We start from the raw sequence: 18,691 nt of genomic DNA, 5'->3' as shown, positions 1-18,691 counted from the left end.
GGGTCATCGTGATCTCAGGCCCATCGCCAGGAGCACCACGACCAGCGCCGTGACCGCGGCGTAGAGGGCGAGGTCGGCCGGTCTGACCACCACCAGGGCGCTGAGGGCGCCCCACAGCGGGACCCTCAGGACGCGGACGAGCAGGACCGTCCACGCCGCCGCGCGGCTCCCCCGGAACGCCAGCACCACGCCGACCAGGGTGATGATCGCCAGCAGGACGAAGGAGGCGCTGATCACCAGGAGCCACTGCCCCTTGGGCCCCTTGGTCAGCTCGGGCTGTGCGACGAGGAGGGCGAGGGAGGCCACGTCGATCACCGCCAGCAGCGCGGCCAGCAGCAGCCCCGTCACCACCGGCACGCTGCGCCGCAGCCGCCGGAGCCGCCGGGCGGGCGCCTCCTGCGCCCCGGCCCCGGCCTGCCCCCGGCGCCGGGCCTTGGCTTCGGCCTTGGCCGCCTTCTTGTCGCGCCGCTTCTCCGGAGGGGCGGACGCGGTGCCGGGCTGCCCGCGTTCGCCGACGCCCTGGCCCGCGGCGTCCGGGTATCCGCCCTCCGGCGGGGGCGCCGGCGGAGGCAGGCCGACGCCACCGGCCTCACCCCACCCGTAGGGCTGCCCGGCGGGGGCCTCGTCCCATTCGGTCGGGTAGGCGGCGGTGGGGCGTTCGGCGCCGGGAGGCCGGCGGCCGCCCTCCCGCGGCGGGGCGTCCCGGTCGCTGGCGGCCGTGTCCCCCGAGGTCAGGCGGTCGGTGTCGCGCGCGTCCGGATGGTCGCGCCGCTGCATCGGCACGCCCGGCGCGAAGCCCTCGCGGTCGCGCCCGCGCTCGGGAGCGTCCCTGCGGCCCTGCCGGGGCACCCCGCCGGTCCCGCGGTCGACTTCGGTGGATTCGGGTGGGTTCACGGACGGTGACGGGGGGACGACCGGTGTAACGGGATGAGCGCCCGAGCGCTCGCCCAGGAGCCAGAGGAGGGCCGTCTCGGCGGAGGGACGGGCCGTGGGGTCCTTCTGGAGGCACGCTTCGGCGACCTCGCCGATCTGGGCGGGAAGGATCGAGATGTCGGGGGTGTGATGCATGATCCGGTACATCACGGCGGGCAGGGGACCGCCCGCGAAGGGGTCGCGCCCGGTCGCCGCGAAGAGCAGCGTGGCGGCCCAGGCGAACATGTCGGCGGCGGGCGTGATGTCGGTGCCGGTGAACTGCTCGGGGGCCATGTAGGCGGGCGTGCCGACGATCTGGCTGGTGACGGTGGCCCCGGGCTCCAGGGCGCGGGCGATGCCGAAGTCGATCACGCGGGGCCCGTCGGGGCCCATGAGGACGTTCTGCGGCTTGAAGTCGCGGTGGACGATCCCCGCCCGGTGGATGGCGGTGAGCGCGGTGACCGAGCTGATCGCGAGGCGGTCGAGGTCGGCGCCGGCGCGCGGGCCGCGGTCGTGGACGAGCTCGCGCAGCGAGGGCCCGGGCACGTACTCGCTGACGATGTAGGGCTGGTCGCCCGCCATGTCGGCCGCCAGCATCTGCGCCGTGCAGAAGCCGGCGACCCGCTGGAGGAGCGAGAGTTCGCGCACGAAGCGGGCGCGCGAGCCCGCGTCCGCGAGCACCCGGGCGTGCAGGAGCTTGATCGCCACCTGGCCGGAGCCGGACAGGGGACGGCCGAGATAGACCACCCCCTGGCCGCCGGTCCCGAGCCGGGCGAGTATCTCGTAGTCACCGAGCCGGACCGGGTCGGCCCCGGTCAATGGAAGCGTCATCGCCGGCCACCCCCCGCTTGCGAAAGTACGCGAATTTGACCAGGCACAAAACGCGCCGCCGTGGCATCAAAGAGTATAGGTTCGGCCGGCCACGGGCGGGAGATGAGGATGCCGGAGATCAATTGCAGAATTCTTGCGCGGGCGGCACTTCCGGTGCTGCTTGTGACGACCTTCGTCGCGGGCGGCTGCGGGGAGGCCGGCGCGACGATCACCAGGTTGACGGTGGGCACGCCGGGGCCCGATCCGTACGTGCTGGCGGCCGGGACGGACCGGCAGGACGTCAAGCCGAGCCGGCGGGCCGGCGGCACCGAGAACGGCGACATGCCCGGCCTGTACGGGGGCACCCGGCAGTCGGCGAGCTGCGAGGCGGGCAAGCTGGTGGCGTTCCTGCAGGCCAATCCGCAGAAGGCGGCGGCGTGGGCGAAGGTGCACGGGCTCGCCGCCGGGGACATCCCGCGGTACGTGCGGGGCCTCACGCCGGTGCTGTTGCGGGTGGACACATTGGTGACCAATCACGGCTACAAGGACGGCAAAGCCACCCGGATCCAGGCGGTGCTGCGCGCCGGAATGGGGGTGTTGGTGGACCAAAAGGGCATCCCAGCCGTGAAGTGCAATTGCGGCAATCCGCTGACCCCACCGGAAAAGAAGATCTCCCCGGGCAAGGCCGAGTACAAAGGCGCGTCCTGGCCGGGATTCAGCCCGGAGACGGTGACCAAGATCCGCAGTACCTCGGCGGTGGGCTCCTTCGTCCTGGTGAACCCGGACGGCACGATGGCGTTCGACCGGCCGGCCGCGACGGCGGGGGGCGCCGACGGGCCGCCGCAGGCGGTGCCGTCGCAGGAGTCGCCCGCGCCGAGCCCGGGCGGGTCGGGCACCCTGGAACCGGGCACGCCGCCGGGTCCCGGGGGGCCGTCGGAGGTCCCCTCGGGCGGGCCGGGCAGCGAGTCGCCGGGCGGCGGGACGCCGCAGCCGGGCCCGGAGCAGCCCGGCGGCGGCCAGCCGGGCGCACCGGGCGGCGGGCAACCCGGCCAGCAACCCGGCCAGCAGCCAGGCCAGCAGCCAGGCCAGCAGCCCGGTCAGCAGCCCGGTCAGCAGCCAGGCCAGCAGCAGCCCCAGCAGCCCCCGCCGGCGTCGCTGGTGACTCCGGGGACATGGGAGGAGGCCCCCGCCTCGTCCTGAGCGCGCGCCGTACGCTACATTTGCACATATGAGCGGTGCTTCAGACGTTAGGGTCGCCGACGCGGCGGCCGCCCCGGCCGACGCCTGCGCGGTCCGGGTCGTCGACCCGGCGAAGGTCACCATGGTGACCGCCGCGATGCCGGACGGCGAGGTGATCGCCGAGCTGGCGCAGGTGTTCGGGCTGCTGTCGGATCCGGGGCGGCTGCGCGTCATCACGGCGCTGCTCGAGGGCGGCGAGATGTGCGTGTGCGACATCGCGGCGGCCTGCGGGCACAGCGAGTCGGCCGTCTCCCACTCGCTGCGCCTGCTGCGCGCCAACCGGGTGGTGCGGGTGCGCCGCTCCGGGCGCCGCGCCTACTACCGGCTGGACGACTCGCACGTGCGGATGCTGCTCGATCTCGCCCTCGCCCACGTCGGCCACCGCGAGGAGGCCGGATGAGCGGGGGGCACGGCCACGGGCACGGGCATGGGCACGGGCACGCGGTCTCCCCCAACGCGGACCGGCGCTACCTGGCCGCCGCGCTCGCGCTGATCCTGGCGTTCATGACCGGCGAGGTGGTCATCGGGCTGGTGGCGCGGTCACTGGCGCTGATCTCCGACGCCGCGCACATGATGACCGACGCGTTCGCGATCGCGCTGGCCCTGATCGCGATGCGGATCGCCGCCCGCCCGCCGCGCGGCGGCTACACCTACGGGCTGCGCCGCACCGAGATCCTGTCGGCGCAGCTGAACGGGCTGACGCTGATCCTGCTGGCCGCCTTCTTCGTCTACGAGGGCGTGGAGCGGCTGATCCACCCGCCGGAGGTGGCCGGGCAGCTGGTCTTCTTCACCTCGCTGGCCGGGATCGCGGTGAACGTGGCCGCCACCTGGCTGATCAGCAGGGCCGACCGGCGCAGCCTGAACGTCGAGGGCGCCTTCCAGCACATCCTCAACGACCTGTACGCGTTCATCTCCACGGCCGTCGCCGGGCTGGTGGTCTGGACGACCGGGTTCGCCCGTGCGGACGCGATCGCCTCGCTGGTGGTGGCGGGGCTGATGCTGAAGGCGGGGTACGGGCTGCTGCGCGACGCGGGGCGGGTGCTCATGGAGGCGGCCCCGGCCGGGCTGGACCCGAGCGAGCTGGGCGCGCGGCTGGCCGAGCGGCCCTGCGTGGAGGAGGTCCACGACCTGCACGTGTGGGAGGTCAGCTCGGGCTACCCGGCGCTGTCGGCGCACGTGCTGGTGGAGCCCAAGGGCGACTGCCACGCGGTGCGGCGCGACCTCCAGGAGCTGCTGCGGTCCTCGTACGGGATCACCCACACCACCCTTGAGGTGGATCATCTCGACGACGACTTCCACTGCGAGGACCCGCACGGCCCCCGCCACGTGCCCGTGAACCCCGAGCCGCACGAGCACGCCGGCGACAGCCGCTGCGGCCACTGAGCACGCGGCGCTCGCTGAGCACGCGGCGCTCACCGAACACGCCGCGGGACGCGGCGCTCAGCTCAGCGGCGGCGAGATGTCGAGGAGCTTGAGGGCGGCGTCCCAGCAGACGGCGCGCAGCCAGTCGTCGCCCAGGTCCAGGCGGGCGAGCGCCTCGAGCTGGTGAGCGTACTCGTAGGGGATGTTGGGGAAGTCGGTGCCGAGCAGGATCCGGCCGTCCAATCCCAGGTCGCGCAGCCGCGGCAGCATCTCGGGCGGGAAGACGCCCAGGCCGCCGAAGAAGTCGGTGAACGCCATCGTGGTGTCCAGGTGCACCCGCTCGTAGCGGTCGGCCAGATCGAAGAACCCCTCGAACTCGGGGGCGCCCAGATGGGCGATGATCGCGGTGAGCCGCGGGTGCCGGGCCAGCACCTCGCCGAACGGCCCCGGCCCGGTGAACCCGTTGGCGACCGGCCCGGATCCGGCGTGCACGACCACCGGGACGCCGGCGGCGGCGAGCAGCCCCCACACGGCGTCCAGTTCGCGCACCCGCGGGTCGAACCCGCCGACCTGCAGATGCACCTTGAAGATCTTGGTCCCGGCGTCGATGGCGCGGCGCACGTAGCCGGCGGCCCCCGGCTCGGGGAAGAAGGTCGCGGTCGGCACGCACTCGGGGACCCTGGCGGCGAAGCCGGCCGTCCACTCGTTCAGGGCCTCGGCCATGCCGGGCTTGTGCGGGTAGGCCAGCGAGGTGAACGCGCGGACGCCCAGGCCGCGCAGGTGCCCGATCCGCTCCTCCTCGGCGATCTTGTAGCGGATCGGCCACTCGTGCCCGACCAGCGGCCCCGCCGAGTCGAAGTACTCCCAGACGCGCGACATCAGCCGGGGCGGCATGAAGTGCACGTGCACGTCGATGAGACCGGGCAGGCCGAGCGCGCGCCAGAACGCGGGGACCTCGCCGTCGGAGCGCGGACCGGCGGCAGAACGGGATTCAGTCACACTGCCGGAGCCTATCCGTCGCAGTTCACGGCCGGGGCGGCTCGGCCAAAAAAACCGAGCAAGCGATCGTTCAAGTGACGTCGGCCAGCAGCAGCGGGAGCGCGGCGCGCAGCTCGCGGCCCCAGTACGGCCAGCGATGGGTGCCCTGGTAGAAGTGCGTCGCGGCCGGGATGCCCAGCCGCCTCAGCCTGCCCGCGAACTCCAGGCCCACCCGGTGGGCCACCGTCTCCAGCACGTCCGGCCCGGAGCCGGGCCAGGGCCACGGATCGCAGGGTCCCGGGGTGCCGTCGCCCGAGCTGATGTAGAGGCGCACCCCGGCGAGCCGGTCGGCAAGGTCATGCGGGTTGTGCTGCCGCCACACCACGCGCTGCTCGCGCGGATCGCCCCACAGGTCGGTCCAGTCGGCGGCCCGGCCGCCGCCGATCGCGACGCCCAGTTCGACGAGGTCGGGCACGTCCAGGCCGCGCTCGTCGCGGTGCAGGGTGTTGAGCGCCCCGCTGAAGGACGCGGCCGCCCGGAACAGCCCGCGGTGCCGCGCCGCGTACGCCAGCGCGCCCGTGCCGCCCATTCCGGCGCCCGCAATGGCGCGCGCCGTTCCCGCGCCGTATCCGCGTTCCAGGATCTGACAGAGCTCGGTCAGATGGAACGTTTCCCACATCGGCGGCCCGCCTTCGCCGCGATTCCACCAGTCGGAGTAATTGCCGAAGCGGCCGCCGTCGGGCATCACCACGAGGGCGCCGTGGCCGCCGGCGACCCGTTCCAGCGCGGTGCTGGCCGTCCAGGAGGTGTGGTCGCCGCCGCGGCCGTGCAGCAGCCACAGCGCCGGCCAGGTCCGCCCGGCCGCCACCGCCGCCCGTGACCAGCCCCCCGGCAGCAGCAGCCGGACCCGCGCGACCCCCGCGAGGGCGGGCGAGCGGACGGCGAGGTCCAGCAGCCGCGGGCCCGCCCGGCGCTCGCCGACGACGGTGGCGCCGTCGTCCGAGCCGGGCGCGGCGGGGGGCGCGGGACCGTCCGGGGCGATGGACGCCACGAGCGCCGCCATTCCGGCGATGAATCCCATGCTGAACAGACCGTGCCGCCACATGCCCACGCCCCGGACTTTTCCCTGCCGCCTTTACCGGGGAATATCCCCAGGTTCGGCGCCGGTTCAACGCACGGTAACGGAATATAAAATACCTGCGCCGGAGGCCGGGTACGGGGCGCCCGGTAGGGTGTGCCCGGGTGCTGGAGGGAGACGACCGGTCGAGATGCGGAGCAAGCCGGAGCTGCAGTCCGCGATCCGTGCGGGCGGGCGCGCGGTCCTGGTGATCAACGCACGCTCCCGCCGGGGCCGCCGGCTGTACGGCACCGCCCGCCGCCTGCTGGCCGAGGCCGGGCTGGAGTTCGCCGAGGTCTTCCCGGTGGTCGAGCCCGACCGGCTGAACGAGCTGTTCGACGACGTGCTGGCGCTGGAGCCCGACCTGGTCGTGGTCGGCGGCGGCGACGGCACGGTCGCCGAGGCGGTCGGCCATCTGACCCACCGCGACATCGCGCTCGGCGTGCTCCCGCTGGGCACCACCAACAACTTCGCGCGCAGCCTGGAGCTGCCGCTCGACCTGCCCGGCGCGGTCGCGGTGCTGCGCGACGGCAAGGTCGCCGACGTGGACGTCGGCTGGTTCGAGGGCACCACCCCCGAGAACGCCGACAAGACCGGGGACGCCGACAAGACCGGGAACGCCGAGGCCACCGGGAACGCCGGGGACGCCGCGCCGCCGGACGATCCGGCCAGGCACATCTTCGCCAACATGGTCAGCCTCGGCCTGTCGGTGCACGTCGCCGAGCGGGTGCCGCACGAGCTCAAGCGGGTCCTGGGCCAGGCCGCGTACGCGCTGACCGCGGCCCGGCTGCTGCCCCGGCACGAGGCGTTCAAGGCCACGATCCGGATCGGCGGCGAGACCTACGAGATGGACACCCACCAGCTGAACGTGGCCAACGGCGCGCACCACAGCGGCCGGCGCATCGCCCGCGACGCCAGCCCCGACGACCGGCTGCTGGCGGTCTACCGGCTCGGCGACCGGCGGCGGCTGCGGCTGGCCTCGGCGACCGCCCGGCACGTGCTCACCGGGAAGTGGCGGTCGCTGGACGAGGACGCCTTCCTCACCACCGACCACGTGCGCATCGAGACCGATCCGCCGCTGAACGTGGACGTCGACGGCGAGATCAGGGGCCGCACCCCGGTGACGGTCCGGCTGCTCGGCAACGCGCTGCGGGTGGTCGTCCCGCAGTCGTTCGTGGACACCTGACCCGCACCCGCCCGCACCCGCGTGGCGGGCGTTCACTTCCGCCGGGACCGGGCAGCATAGCCGCATGAACGCCGAGATCCTCCAGGGGCTTGACCCCTTCGACATCTTCGACGCCGAGGCGCACCGCCTCGACGCCTACTTCGCCTCGCTCACGGCGCCGGACTGGGACCACGCCTCGCGCTGCGAGGGCTGGTCGGTGCGCGACGTGCTGGCTCACCTGGCCGGCGAGGAGCTCTACAACCACGCCTGCCTCGACGACGACCTCGACGGCCTGTTCGCGGTGATGCAGAAGGAGGGCGTCGACGACGTCGGCTCGTTCAACGAGTGGTGCGTGCGGCAGCGGCGCGACCTGCCGGTCGGCGAGGTCATGGAGGAGTGGCGCCGGAAGAACGGCGAGACCCGCCGCCGGATGCGCGCCCTGGGCGCGGGGGCCGACCTCCCCACCCTGGCGGGCCCGTACCCGGTGGGCCTGCAGACCTTCCACTACGCCTCGGAGTACGCCACGCACGCCGACGACGTGAAGGTGCCGGTGGAGCAGGGCGAGGAGCCGGACCGGACGGCCTGGCGCGCCCGGGTCGGCCTGTTCGCGCTGGACGAGCAGGACTCCCCCGTGCTGGTGGAGGGGATCGCGGGCGGTTTCCGGGTGGAGCTGGACGACGAGACGGCCGAGCTGTCGGCGGCCGACTTCGTGGACGCCACGACCGGGCGGCTCTCCTCCGACCACGGGCTCGACCCGGAGCTGCGCGACGCCCTGGTCTGCCTGGCCTGACCCGGCCGCCCGATCACCGTCCCGGCCGAAACGCGGCCTCGGCCTCGGGCACGGGTTCGCCGGCCATGACGTACGCGCCGCCGCGCAGCCGTCCGATCAGCCCGCGCGTCCACTCGGCGGCGGTGTCGGCCGAGTACACCCACCAGTCGAGAAGCTCGCCGAGGTGGCCGAGCGGCGGCGCCTCGCCGCCCGGCGCCCGGGCCTCCTGGAGGTGCGGCGCCACCGAGGCGCGCCATCCGGCCAGGCCCTCCAGCCGCCGTTCGAACAGCGCGATCGCCTCCGCGCGGGGCAGTTCGGTGAGGAACCCAAGCGCGGCCGACAGCAGCTCGGGGCGCCGGACGTCCACCTCGACGACGGCGGCGCGCAGCAGCCGGAAGAACTCCGCTTCGCCGCTCTCGGTGATCTCGTAGTCGGTACGGGGCGGCCCGGCGTCGCTCTCGGCCACCTCGTGCGCGCGCAGCAGCCCCTCCTTGGCCAGCTGCTTGAGCGCGTGGTAGATCGACCCGGGGTTGACGTTGGCCCACTCGTCGGACCCCCACGACAGCAGCTCCCGGCGCACCTCGTACCCGTGCGCGCGCCCGAACGAGCGCACCCCGCCGAGCACCAGCAACCGCGTCGCCGACATCGTCCCCCCTGCCCGTCCCGTGGCGTCCGGATCAGGACAGGGTATGCCGTCGCCGTCAGGCGGCGGGGGTCTCCGCGATCTCGGCGAGGACGGCCAGGTCCTCGCCGGTCAGGTGGAGGTCGGCGGCGGCCACGTTCTCCTCAAGGTGCGCCGGGGACGAGGTGCCCGGGATCGCCAGCATGGCCGGGGACAGCGCCAGCAGCCCGGCCAGCAGCACCTGGGGCACGGTCGCGCCGTGCCGGTCGGCGACCTCCTTCAGGCGCGGGTGGTCGGGGATCCCGAACCCGCCGAGGGGGAAGAACGGCGCGTAGGCGATGCCGTCCCGCGCGCACAGCTCCAGCAGCGCGGAGTCCCGCGGCCGGGTCAGGTCGAACCAGTTCTGCACGGCCGCGACCGGCGCGATCGCGCGGGCCTCGGCGACGTGCCCGGCGGTGACGTGGCTGACCCCCAGATGGCGGATGAGGCCCTCCTCGCGCAGCCCGGCCAGCACCTCGAACCGTTCGGCGATCGACTCCTCGGCGGACGGCGGTTCGAGTCCGCCGGGGCGCAGGTAGACCAGGTCGAGCCGGTCCAGGCCCAGCTCGGTCAGGTTCCGCTCCACCTCGGCGCGCAGCTCGCCGGCCTCCATCTGCCCGGTCGGGACCGGATCGTCCGGCCCCTTCTGCGGCCCCACCTTGGTGGCGATCACCAGGCCGTCGGGGTACGGCGCCAGCGCCTCCCGGATCATGTCGTTGGCGGCCAGGTCGCCGAGGAAGTAGAAGGCGGCGGTGTCGATGTGGTCGACGCCCAGGTCCACGGCCCGGCGCAGCACGTCCAGGCTCCGCCCGCGGTCGGCGGCGGGTCCGCCGGGGGCGCTCGCCGGCAGCCGCATGGCGCCGAATCCCAGGCGGGAGACGCGCAGGTCCCCGCCGAGCTCAAAGTGACGGTTGATCGTTTCGCTCATGGCCCCACCCTGCCGCGCGCCGGGCCCGGTCCCGCGCCGCTGGCAGCTTGCTGCCAGTCCGCCTCCGGGTTTGACCGTTTCGCCGGGCGCCGAGCAGACTGGACGGCGATGAGCCCCGACCAGGACCGGAACGTGACGCTGCGCGGCGAGGTGGAGCTGGCCGAGCGCGCCGGCCACCTGTTCGGCTACGCGCGGGAGGAGTTCGTCTGCGCGGCCGTCGATCCCGACACCTGGGTGATGCCCGCCGTGCGCGACCAGATCCTCGCCTCCCGCTGGGAGCCGCCGCGCGAGCTGCGGGTCTGCAAGCTCTACAACCCGCGGGCGCTGGCCGACGAGGAGTCCGAGCGGCGGCTGCTGGCCATGGCGGGGCGCGGGGTGGAGGTCCGGATCTGCCCGACCCGGCTGCCCCAGGAGACGATCATCATCGACCGGCGGGTCGCGGTGCTGGCCGGGCCGCCCGTCCAGGGGCAGCGCACCTACACGGTGGTCCGCTCGCCGGAGGTGGTCAAGAGCGTGCGATCGCTGTACTGGGCGACCTGGGAGTCGTCGATCGCGCTGGCCGAGTTCCGGCGCGGCCGGCCGCCGGCGCTGAGCGAGCAGAGCCGGGAGATCCTGCGGCTGCTGGGCGAGGGCTTCAAGGACGAGACGGCCGCGCGCCGCCTGGGCCTGTCGCTGCGCACCTACCGGCGCCGGGTCGCGGAGATCCTCGTCCTGCTGGACGCCGACTCCCGCTTCCAGGCCGGGCGCCGCGCCCACGAGCTGGGCCTGCTGAACTGACCGGGCCGACCGCCCGCGCGGTCAGCCGCCGACCAGCTGGACGAGCCGGATGAAGACCAGCTCCGGGTCTCCGGCCAGGTCGACCACCTCGTCCAGCTCCTCCACCTGCCGGTCGCCGGCGAGCATGAAGAAGCCGTTGGACAGGAACGCCCGCTCGGCGACGGCGGCCTGCCGCTCCCAGTCCAGCCGGCGCGGCTCGCGCGGCCGGTGGCCGTTGAGGTCGGCCTCGGCGTCCGTGGGCTGGACCAGGCCGGTGAAGCGGCGGCCGGGCCGGGCGTTGTGCCGCGCGACCTCCTCGCGGACCCGCAGCCGGATCAGCTCGCGCGCCGTCATGCTGCCGGGCAGGTCGCCGACCTGGAAGGAGGCCAGCGCCTTCCCGGTCGCGGTCTCGTCGCGGAAGGTCACCGCGGGCATGGCTCACACTCCTGGATCGCTCGGATCGTTCAGGCGCCCCGCCCGAGCTGGGCGAGGATGGTCGGGTCGGTGATCGTGGTGTCGGCGGCCAGCAGGAACGCCTTGCTGAGGATCAGCGCCAGGCGCTCGTCCTCGAACGGCAGGAACACCTGCGGGCCCGTGCCCTTGCCGCTCGCGGGGACGATGCACAGGTAGGAGGCGTCGGGCTCCATCAGGATGTTGCCGCTGCCCAGATGGATCCTGTACGTGCGCAGGTCGCCCCGCACCACCAGGAAGCGGCCGTCCAGCTCGCACCGTCCCGCGATCTTGGTGCGCGGGAGGATCCGGGCCAGCGCGTCCCGCCGCACCTCCGCGCTCGCCGTCAGGGCGCCGAAGCCGGCCTCCCGCCAGTACGCCCAGTGCCGCTCCTCGCCGCGGTCCTCCCAGTCCGGGTCGGCCGCGATCGAGGTGACGCCGACGAACAGGTCCACGTCCCGCATCGCCTCGCTGAACACCACGGCGGGCACCTCGGCCAGCGGCGCCTCGCGCCAGGCCCCGCCCTCCCGCCGGGTCATCCTGACCTGGTCGGTCGCGGCCAGCTCGCGCTCGCCGTCGTACTCGGCGTACTCGTGGTGGAAGATCACCCGCCACTCCCCCGACGCCAGCGTGCGGTGGGCGGCGTCGTGGTCGCCGCCGTCCCAGGGCCCCAGCAGCCGGCTCTGCCAGCCGCGCGCCCGGAACAGCGCGAACAGCCGCCGGTAGTGGACGATGTGGGCGGCGAACCGGTTGGAGTAGACGCGGGTCTCCTCCTCGGCCGGGGTGAGCACGTAGATCTCGCGGAACGCCTGCTTGAACGGCTGCCGGAGCCGCCGCTCGGTGATCACGTCGCGCCAGGCGCGCACCTCCTCGGGCGCGGACCGGATCGGATGCCAGAGGCGGACGCGCCCCGCCTCGCCGAGCTCCGCGGCCTCGTCCGGAAGCGCCGCGCGCCACTCGCCCGGCGCGACCTCGAACTCCCAGATCAGGCGGCGGGTCATCGGACCGGCGAGCGGATGGGCGGCCAGGCGCTCGCGCCACTCGGCGTACGGCATCGCGCTCTCGCCCGCGAACCCGCCCTCCAGGGCGCGGGCCAGGGTGGTCAGGTGGGCGCGGACCCGCTTGACCAGGTCGCGCAGGTCCTTGACGGCCGCGGCGTGGTCGCGGCGCACGGCGGCGGGCACCGAGCGCAGCGGCCTGCCGCCCGGCCCCCGCCACTCCAGTTCCGCGCCGTCGCCGGTGACGGTGACGACGGCCTCGTGCTCGCCGAGCGGGGTCCGGTGCGTCCCGTCGGCGGCGAAGCCGAGGGCCGGGAGGCGCAGCGCGACCTCGGCGCGCTCGGCGAGCGCGGCGTCGATCCTCTTGAGCATCTTGTCGAGCTGCTTGGGGACGCCGCCGTGCCGCGTGATCGTGCGGGCCGTGCGCAGCGAGGTCGCCAGCTCGGGGGTGGGGAGGTCCTGGGCGGCGCGGGCCAGCTCGTACAGCAGCGCCTGGGAGGGCAGCGTCTTCGCGGCGGTGGGCGCGACCGCGACGCCGCGCACGATCCGGTCGAGCAGCTCCGGCAGCCACGGCTCGTCGCGGGCGAGGGCGACGCGGGCGGCGCGGCCGAGCGAGGCGACCTCGTCGGCGCCGAACGCCTTGTCGGCCTCGTAGGGGATCTCGCCGGACCGGACGGCCTCGACCCGGTCGCCCGCCGGCTCCAGGACGGACCGCGCGAAGCCGGCGTAGCCGTGGTCCGCCAGGCGTTCCGACACGTCCGGGAGCGGGCTGAGCGGGGTCCACCAGCGCTCGTCGCACGCTTCGGCCAGGAGGGCGTACCCGGTGGCGTCCCATCCGGCCACCAGCCGGAGCTCCTCCCGCGCGATCGGGCCGCACCCCTCCTCGGCCAGGGCGGCCGCCTCGGCGTGCAGGTCGGGCCCGGCCAGCCTGGCGAGACCGAGCAGCGCGAACGGCCGGGTACCGTCCCAGCCCGCGTCCAGCGCCCGGCGAGCGAGAACTCGGGCGGGCCCGGACAGGCCCTCGGGCCAGGGGCCGGTGCAGCGCACCAGCACGCCCAGCGCCGCGCCCAGCTCGCGCGGGCCCGCCCGGTCCGAGTCGGCGGCCAGGTAGGAGAGGAACCGTTCGCAGGCCGCCGGGCCGAAGGTCGGATGCCGGTCCCTGGCCACGCCCTGGAGCAGGGCCTGCGGGGAGTAGCCGTCGCCGGGCTCCGCGGTCTCCCCGGTCACCGGTCCCCCTTGATCTGGCGGATGATGGTGTCGTCGGTGATCGCGGTGTCGGCGGCCAGCAGGAACGCCTTGCTGAGGATCAGCGCCAGGCGCTCGTCCTCGAACGGCAGGAACACCTTCCCCGTGGGTGCGGGGCGCGACGCGACGACGCACAGGTAGGAGTCGTCGGGCTCCATCAGGATGTTGCCGCTGCCCAGATGGATCTTGTACGTGCGCAGATCGCCCCGCACCACCAGGAAGCGCCCCTCGATCGAGCACCGCCCGGCGATCCTGGTGCGCGGGACGATCCTGGACAGCGCGTCCCGCCGCACCTCCGCGCTCGCCGTCAGCTCGCCGAAGCTCGTCTCCCGCCAGTACGCCAGGTGCCGGTCCTCGCCGCGGTCCTCCCACTCCGGGTCGGCCGCGATCGAGGTCACGCCCACGAAGAGGTCCACGTCCCGCATCGCCTCGCTGAACACCGCGGCGGGCACCCCGGCCAGCGGCGCCTCCTGCCAGCGGCGGCCGTCGCGCCGCTCGAAGCGCACCTGGTCGGTCGCGGCGTAGGCGGGCGCGTGGTCGAAGTCGTCCTCGGCGTGCTCGTGGTAGAAGACCGCGCGCCACCCGCCCTCCGCGAAGACCCCCTTCGCCTGCCCGTGGGCGCCGTCGTGGTGCCGCCCGAGAAAGTCGGACTGCCAGCCGCGCTCCTTGAACAGCGCGTACAGCTGCCCGTACCGGACGATGTGGGCGGCGAACCGGTTGGAGTAGACGCCGGTCTCCTCCTCGGCCGGGGTCAGCAGGTAGATCTCGCGGAACGCCTGCTTGAACGGCTGCACCATCGCGTTCTCGTCCACGAACGCCCGCCAGGCGCGGACCTGCGGCGCCGTCGCCCGGATCGGGTGCCACAGCCGCACCCGCGCGCCGGGCTCCGGGCGTGCGAGCTCGTTGCCGTCCACGGTCACCAGCACCTCATCGGCCGGCGTCGCCGCCCGCCACACCCCGTCCCGGCCCTCGAACTCCCAGATCAGCCCGCGGGTGACGACGCCGGTGAGCGGATGGTCGCGGTAGTGCCGGCACCACTCCCCGTACGCCCAGTGGCGGTCGGCCGACAGCAGCCCCTCGACGCGGGCGCGCTCGCCGGCGAGCGTGCGGCGCACCTCCTTGGTGACCGTCTTCAGCTCCCTGATCCCGGCCGCGTGGGCGTCGTCGCCCTTGAGCGAGGCGGGCACCGACCGCAGCGGGCGGCCCTCCGCGCCGGTGAACGTGCACCGCACCGTCCGCGGGTCCTCGATCGTCAGCACCGCCTGGTAGCCGCCGATCCGGCGCTCCAGCGAGCCGTCCCGGTCCAGGCCGTGCCTCGGGACGCCGCGTTCGAGGAGCTGGCCGGGCGTGATCCCCTGCAGCGCGGCGGCGGCCTGGATCGCGGCCTGCACCTGCTTGCGCGCGCCGGGGTAGCGCAGCTCCTTCTCCAGCCCGCGCAGCGCGTCCAGCGCCGCGGGGTCGCCGAACGCGCCGAGCGCGTTGATCGCGGCGTTGGCCAGCGCGGCGTCCCACACCGGCTCCGCGGTGACGCAGCCCGCGCGGCGGATGACGGTGACGAGGTCGTCCAGCGCGGCGGCCTCGCCGGTCAGCGCCGCCGCCCACACGTAGCCGCGGGCGCTCTCGTCCTCGACCAGAACGAGGGCGGTGCCGCGGCCGGGGACCCCCCTGTTCGGCCCCGGCAGATCGGTATGGGCGTACCCGCGCACGGTGGCCAGCACGTGCTCGCGGATCTCCGCGGTCCGCAGCAGTTCGCGGGTGCGCTCCCGCCAGCGCTTCCCGGGGCGGGGGGCCTGCAGCTTGGCGAGGTGCTCGTCGAGGCCCGGGGGGTTGTCGTTCGGCATGCGGAAGATCTTGACATGCGGCAGGGACAGAACCGGGGTTTCCTCACAACCGCGTGGGAACGGGCACTGTTCAACCGTCCGGGCGGCACCTACGCTCGGGACAACGAACAGAACCGGATTCGGGACGGATGATGGGCGCTCCGCACGACGTTGTGATCATCGGCAGCGGTTTCGGCGGCATCGGCATGGCGATCCGGCTCGTCCAGGAGGGCTTCGGGGACGTGGTCGTCCTGGAGAAGGCCGCCGACCTGGGCGGCACCTGGCGCGACAACACCTACCCCGGCGCGGCCTGCGACGTCCCCTCCCACCTCTACTCCTTCTCCTTCGAGCGCAAGACCGACTGGAGCCGCCGCTTCCCGCCGCAGGAGGAGATCCTGGACTACCTGCGGGACTGCGCCCGCGAGTACGGGATCATGCCGCTCATCCGGTTCGGCACCGAGGTCACCGAGGCCCGCTTCGACGAGGGCGCCGGCCTCTGGCACGTCGCCACCAGCCGCGGCGACACGCTCTCCGCCCGCGTCCTGGTCTCGGCGTGCGGCCAGCTCAACCGTCCCGTGCTGCCGGACATCCCGGGCCGCGAGACCTTCACCGGCGCCTCCTTCCACTCCGCCCGCTGGGACCACGGCGCCGCCCTGGACGGCCGGCGGGTCGCGATCGTCGGCACCGGTGCCAGCGCGATCCAGATCATCCCCGAGATCGCCGCGCGGGCCCGGCACCTCACCGTGTTCCAGCGGTCCGCGCCGTACGTCATCGACAAGCCCGACCGGATCTACCGGGGCTGGGAGAAGGCGCTGCTGAGGTCCGTCCCCGGCCTGCACGAGCTGAGCCGCGCCCGCATCTACGCGCTCTACGAGTCCCGCGCGCTCGGCTTCATCAAGTACCCGAAGCTGATGGACCTGCTCTCGCGCCGCTTCCGCGCCAACATGCGCGACCAGATCGCCGACCCCGCGCTGCGCGCGACGCTCACCCCCGACTACCCGATGGGCTGCAAGCGCATCCTCATCTCCAGCGACTACTACCCGGCGCTCGCCGAACCCCACGTCGACCTGGTCGCCGACCCGATCGAGCGGGTCACCCCGTCCGGGGTCCGCACCGCGGACGGCCGCGACCACGAGGCCGACGTGATCGTGTACGCGACCGGCTTCGCCGCCTCCGGCTTCGTCGCCCCCATGAAGATCACCGGACGGGACGGCCGCGAGCTGAACGAGGAGTGGCGCGAGGGCGCCCTCGCCCACCTGGGCATCACGGTCAGCGGCTTCCCCAACCTGTTCCTGCTGTACGGCCCGTACACCAACCTCGGCCACAACTCGATCATCTACATGCTGGAGTCCCAGATCCGGTACGTGCTGGGCTGCCTGCACGCCATGCGGGACGCCGGCCTCGACTGGATCGAGGTCCGCCCGGACGCGCAGGACGCCTTCGGCCGCGAGATGCGCGAGCGGCTCCGCTCCACCGTGTGGGACTCCGGCTGCACGAGCTGGTACATGACCGAGGACGGCAAGGTCGTCAACAACTGGCCGGGCTTCACCTTCGCCTACCGCCGCGCCACCCGCCGCCCCGACCCGCGCCACTTCCGCGCGCGCCGCACTGCCAACCCCTAGCCGCCCGTCTAGGCTCGGGGCATGCCGACCGCTCTCATCACCGGTGCCACCGCGGGCATCGGCGCCGCCTTCGCCCGCCGCCTGGCCTCCGACGGATTCGACCTGGTGCTGCTCGCCCGCGACGGCGACCGGCTCGACCGGACCGCCCGCGACCTGCGGGACGAGTACGCCGTCCGCACCGAGCCCCTGATCGCCGACCTGTCCGCCGAGGACGGCCTCGCCGCCGGGGAGGACCGCTGCCGCCAGGGCGTGGACCTCCTGGTCAACAACGCCGGCTTCGGCAACAAGGGCACCTTCCTCGACGTCCCCGTCACCGACGAGATCACCATGCTGAAGGTGCACTGCGAGGCCGTGCTGCGCCTCACCCACGCCGCCCTCCCCGGAATGCTGGAACGCGGCCGGGGCGGCGTCGTGAACGTCTCGTCCGTCTCGGCGTTCGCCACCCGCGGCACCTACGGCGCCTCCAAGGCCTGGGTGGTGTCGTTCAGCCAGGGCGTGGCCCAGGACATCGCCGGCCGTCCCGGCGGCGACCGCGTCAAGGTGATGGCCCTGTGCCCCGGTTTCGTCCACACCGAGTTCCACGACCGCGCCGGCATGGACACCTCGTCCATCCCCGGCTTCATGTGGCTCGACCGCGACAAGGTCGTCGACGCCGCCCTCCGCGACCTGCGCCGCGGCGTCCAGGTCAGCGTCCCCAGCCCGCAGTACAAGGCCATCGTCGGCGTCAGCCGCCTCATCCCCCGAGAACTGGTGGGCCGCCTCTCCAACAAGACAGGCCGCAAGTACGGCCCCCAGCGCTGACTCTTGTCACGGGGTGTGGGACAGGGCACGGTGGAGGCGTCGGCGAGGGGGCGCCGGCTCCCACCCCGTGCTGTCCCGTGAAAGGCCTCCGATGGGTCGCGACCTCGGTTATGCCGCCCTTGCCCTGCTCTCCACCAGCGCCTACTACGTGGCCTTTCTCGTGTTCCGGATCGCGGCGGGGCGGATGCCGCCGTTGCGCGGGAGCCGGCCGTTCCACGCGGCGTGGCACATGGTGACGGATCCGGTGTGGTTCTCCGGGGGGCTGATCCTGTTCCTGGGGCTGGCGTACCAGGTGGTGGCGTTCACCGCGATGCCGCTGTCGGTGGCGCAGCCGATCTTCGCGATCAGCCTGGTGTTCCTCGTGGTGTACGCGGTGTGGTTCCTGGGCGAGCGGTTGAACGGCCGCGAGTGGTTCAGCGTGGCGCTGTTCGTCCTCGCGACGGTCCTGATCGGGCTGTCGTCGGGGTCGGAGCGGCCGCTGGAGGCCGAGGCCACGCTGGTGGAGACGTTGAAGGCGCCGTGGCTGATGCTCGCGGTGATGGCTCCGGCGCTGGTCGTGGCGGCGATGGTGTGGCTGGTCGGGGACCGCCGCGCGGGCGGGAGGCATGCCCGGAAGCTGGCCGGGGTCGCGTACGGGATCGGGGCGGGGGCGTGCGCCGGGCTGGCCGAGGCGGGGATCCGGGGGATCTCGCTGGTGTACGAGGACACCGGCGACCTCGTGAGCGTGCTGGTGTCGCCCTACCCGTACCTGACGGTGGGCATGGCGGGGCTCGCGCTGATCCAGCTGCAGATCGCGCTGCAGCGCTGCCGGGTGGCGATCGTGGCGACGGTGCTGACGGTGATCGGGCGCGCGTACCTGGTGCTCAGCAGCATCGTGCTGTTCGGGGAGGACTGGCCGCAGGACATGGGGCCGTTCCTGCTGCGGGCCGGGGGGCTGACGCTGGCGCTGATCGCGCTGGCGAGCTTCCCGCGGTACGAGGAGCCCGAGGCGGAGGAGGCGGCCCGGGTGCGGCGGGCGCCGGCCGCGCGGCCGGCTCGGTCCCCATTGCTCTGATCGC

The 18,691-nt window shown here is 74.0% G+C and carries 17 protein-coding genes; 9 read left to right on the top strand and 8 right to left on the bottom strand.

The window, feature by feature from the left end; all coding sequences use genetic code 11:
• Positions 1-3 precede the first annotated feature (3 nt).
• On the bottom strand, positions 4-1,743 hold the full coding sequence (locus ACFPZN_RS12785; RefSeq protein WP_378282110.1) for a serine/threonine-protein kinase: 1,740 nt from the start codon (positions 1,741-1,743) through the stop codon (positions 4-6).
• Positions 1,744-1,905: 162 nt separating this feature from the next.
• Here ACFPZN_RS12785 and ACFPZN_RS12780 point away from each other — a divergent pair, with 162 nt between their 5' ends.
• From ACFPZN_RS12780 to ACFPZN_RS12770, 3 genes are read left to right on the top strand one after another with little or no spacing between them, the layout of a single operon-like run.
• Positions 1,906-2,922, top strand: a complete 1,017-nt coding sequence (locus tag ACFPZN_RS12780; protein ID WP_378282109.1) for a DUF6777 domain-containing protein — start codon at positions 1,906-1,908, stop codon at positions 2,920-2,922.
• A gap of 28 nt (positions 2,923-2,950) precedes the next feature.
• Positions 2,951-3,361 (top strand): ArsR/SmtB family transcription factor, encoded by a 411-nt coding sequence (locus ACFPZN_RS12775; protein WP_378282108.1) that lies wholly within the window; start codon positions 2,951-2,953, stop codon positions 3,359-3,361.
• Positions 3,358-4,344 carry a cation diffusion facilitator family transporter gene (locus ACFPZN_RS12770; protein WP_378282107.1) on the top strand — a complete coding sequence of 329 codons (987 nt, stop codon included), beginning with the start codon at positions 3,358-3,360 and terminating at the stop codon, positions 4,342-4,344. The genes ACFPZN_RS12775 and ACFPZN_RS12770 overlap by 4 nt, the downstream gene beginning before the upstream one ends.
• 57 nt (positions 4,345-4,401) lie before the next feature.
• On the opposite strand, the gene ACFPZN_RS12765 is transcribed toward ACFPZN_RS12770, so the two are convergent.
• Complete coding sequence (locus ACFPZN_RS12765) at positions 4,402-5,322, bottom strand: amidohydrolase family protein (protein ID WP_378282106.1); 921 nt, start codon at positions 5,320-5,322, stop codon at positions 4,402-4,404.
• A 70-nt stretch (positions 5,323-5,392) separates the two neighbouring features.
• Positions 5,393-6,406 (bottom strand): alpha/beta hydrolase, encoded by a 1,014-nt coding sequence (locus ACFPZN_RS12760; RefSeq protein ID WP_378282151.1) that lies wholly within the window; start codon positions 6,404-6,406, stop codon positions 5,393-5,395.
• Between the two features lie 163 nt (positions 6,407-6,569).
• Between ACFPZN_RS12760 and ACFPZN_RS12755 the strand changes: the two genes are divergently transcribed.
• Both ACFPZN_RS12755 and ACFPZN_RS12750 read left to right on the top strand, forming a co-directional pair.
• Positions 6,570-7,604, top strand: a complete 1,035-nt coding sequence (locus ACFPZN_RS12755; protein WP_378282105.1) for a diacylglycerol/lipid kinase family protein — start codon at positions 6,570-6,572, stop codon at positions 7,602-7,604.
• Between the two features lie 64 nt (positions 7,605-7,668).
• On the top strand, positions 7,669-8,373 hold the full coding sequence (locus tag ACFPZN_RS12750) for a maleylpyruvate isomerase family mycothiol-dependent enzyme (protein WP_378282104.1): 705 nt from the start codon (positions 7,669-7,671) through the stop codon (positions 8,371-8,373).
• 13 nt (positions 8,374-8,386) lie between these two features.
• On the opposite strand, the gene ACFPZN_RS12745 is transcribed toward ACFPZN_RS12750, so the two are convergent.
• Positions 8,387-8,998: a PadR family transcriptional regulator gene (locus ACFPZN_RS12745; protein ID WP_378282103.1), complete on the bottom strand. Its 612-nt coding sequence runs from the start codon at positions 8,996-8,998 to the stop codon at positions 8,387-8,389.
• A gap of 55 nt (positions 8,999-9,053) precedes the next feature.
• Positions 9,054-9,941, bottom strand: a complete 888-nt coding sequence (locus tag ACFPZN_RS12740) for an oxidoreductase (RefSeq protein ID WP_378282102.1) — start codon at positions 9,939-9,941, stop codon at positions 9,054-9,056.
• A gap of 108 nt (positions 9,942-10,049) precedes the next feature.
• Here ACFPZN_RS12740 and ACFPZN_RS12735 point away from each other — a divergent pair, with 108 nt between their 5' ends.
• Positions 10,050-10,718, top strand: a complete 669-nt coding sequence (locus tag ACFPZN_RS12735) for a helix-turn-helix transcriptional regulator (RefSeq protein WP_378282101.1) — start codon at positions 10,050-10,052, stop codon at positions 10,716-10,718.
• 21 nt (positions 10,719-10,739) lie between these two features.
• Here ACFPZN_RS12735 and ACFPZN_RS12730 read toward each other — a convergent pair whose 3' ends face one another.
• Genes ACFPZN_RS12730 through ACFPZN_RS12720 form a run of 3 tightly spaced genes read right to left on the bottom strand, consistent with a single transcriptional unit; the run spans position 10,740 to position 15,231 of the window.
• Complete coding sequence (locus ACFPZN_RS12730; protein WP_378282100.1) at positions 10,740-11,132, bottom strand: hypothetical protein; 393 nt, start codon at positions 11,130-11,132, stop codon at positions 10,740-10,742.
• Between the two features lie 29 nt (positions 11,133-11,161).
• Positions 11,162-13,372, bottom strand: a complete 2,211-nt coding sequence (locus ACFPZN_RS12725) for a DUF4132 domain-containing protein (protein ID WP_378282099.1) — start codon at positions 13,370-13,372, stop codon at positions 11,162-11,164.
• On the bottom strand, positions 13,369-15,231 hold the full coding sequence (locus ACFPZN_RS12720; protein WP_378282098.1) for a DUF4132 domain-containing protein: 1,863 nt from the start codon (positions 15,229-15,231) through the stop codon (positions 13,369-13,371). Before ACFPZN_RS12720 ends, ACFPZN_RS12725 begins: the two co-directional genes overlap by 4 nt.
• A 131-nt stretch (positions 15,232-15,362) precedes the next feature.
• On the opposite strand from ACFPZN_RS12720, the gene ACFPZN_RS12715 reads away from it, so the two are divergent.
• From ACFPZN_RS12715 to ACFPZN_RS12705, 3 genes are all read left to right on the top strand, one after another.
• Positions 15,363-16,832, top strand: coding sequence for a flavin-containing monooxygenase (locus ACFPZN_RS12715; protein ID WP_378282097.1), 1,470 nt, complete (start codon positions 15,363-15,365; stop codon positions 16,830-16,832).
• A 21-nt stretch (positions 16,833-16,853) separates the two neighbouring features.
• Entirely contained in the window at positions 16,854-17,633 is a 780-nt protein-coding gene (locus tag ACFPZN_RS12710) for an SDR family NAD(P)-dependent oxidoreductase (RefSeq protein ID WP_378282096.1), read from the top strand.
• 91 nt (positions 17,634-17,724) lie between these two features.
• On the top strand, positions 17,725-18,687 hold the full coding sequence (locus ACFPZN_RS12705; RefSeq protein WP_378282095.1) for a DMT family transporter: 963 nt from the start codon (positions 17,725-17,727) through the stop codon (positions 18,685-18,687).
• Positions 18,688-18,691 lie beyond the last annotated feature (4 nt).

Origin of the sequence: Actinomadura rugatobispora (genome assembly GCF_042656285.1) — a bacterium.
GTDB classification, from domain to species: Bacteria; Actinomycetota; Actinomycetes; order Streptosporangiales; family Streptosporangiaceae; genus Spirillospora; species Spirillospora rugatobispora.
The sequence above is the reverse complement of the archived record's forward strand: the minus strand, read 5'-3'. Positions and strand labels throughout refer to the sequence as shown.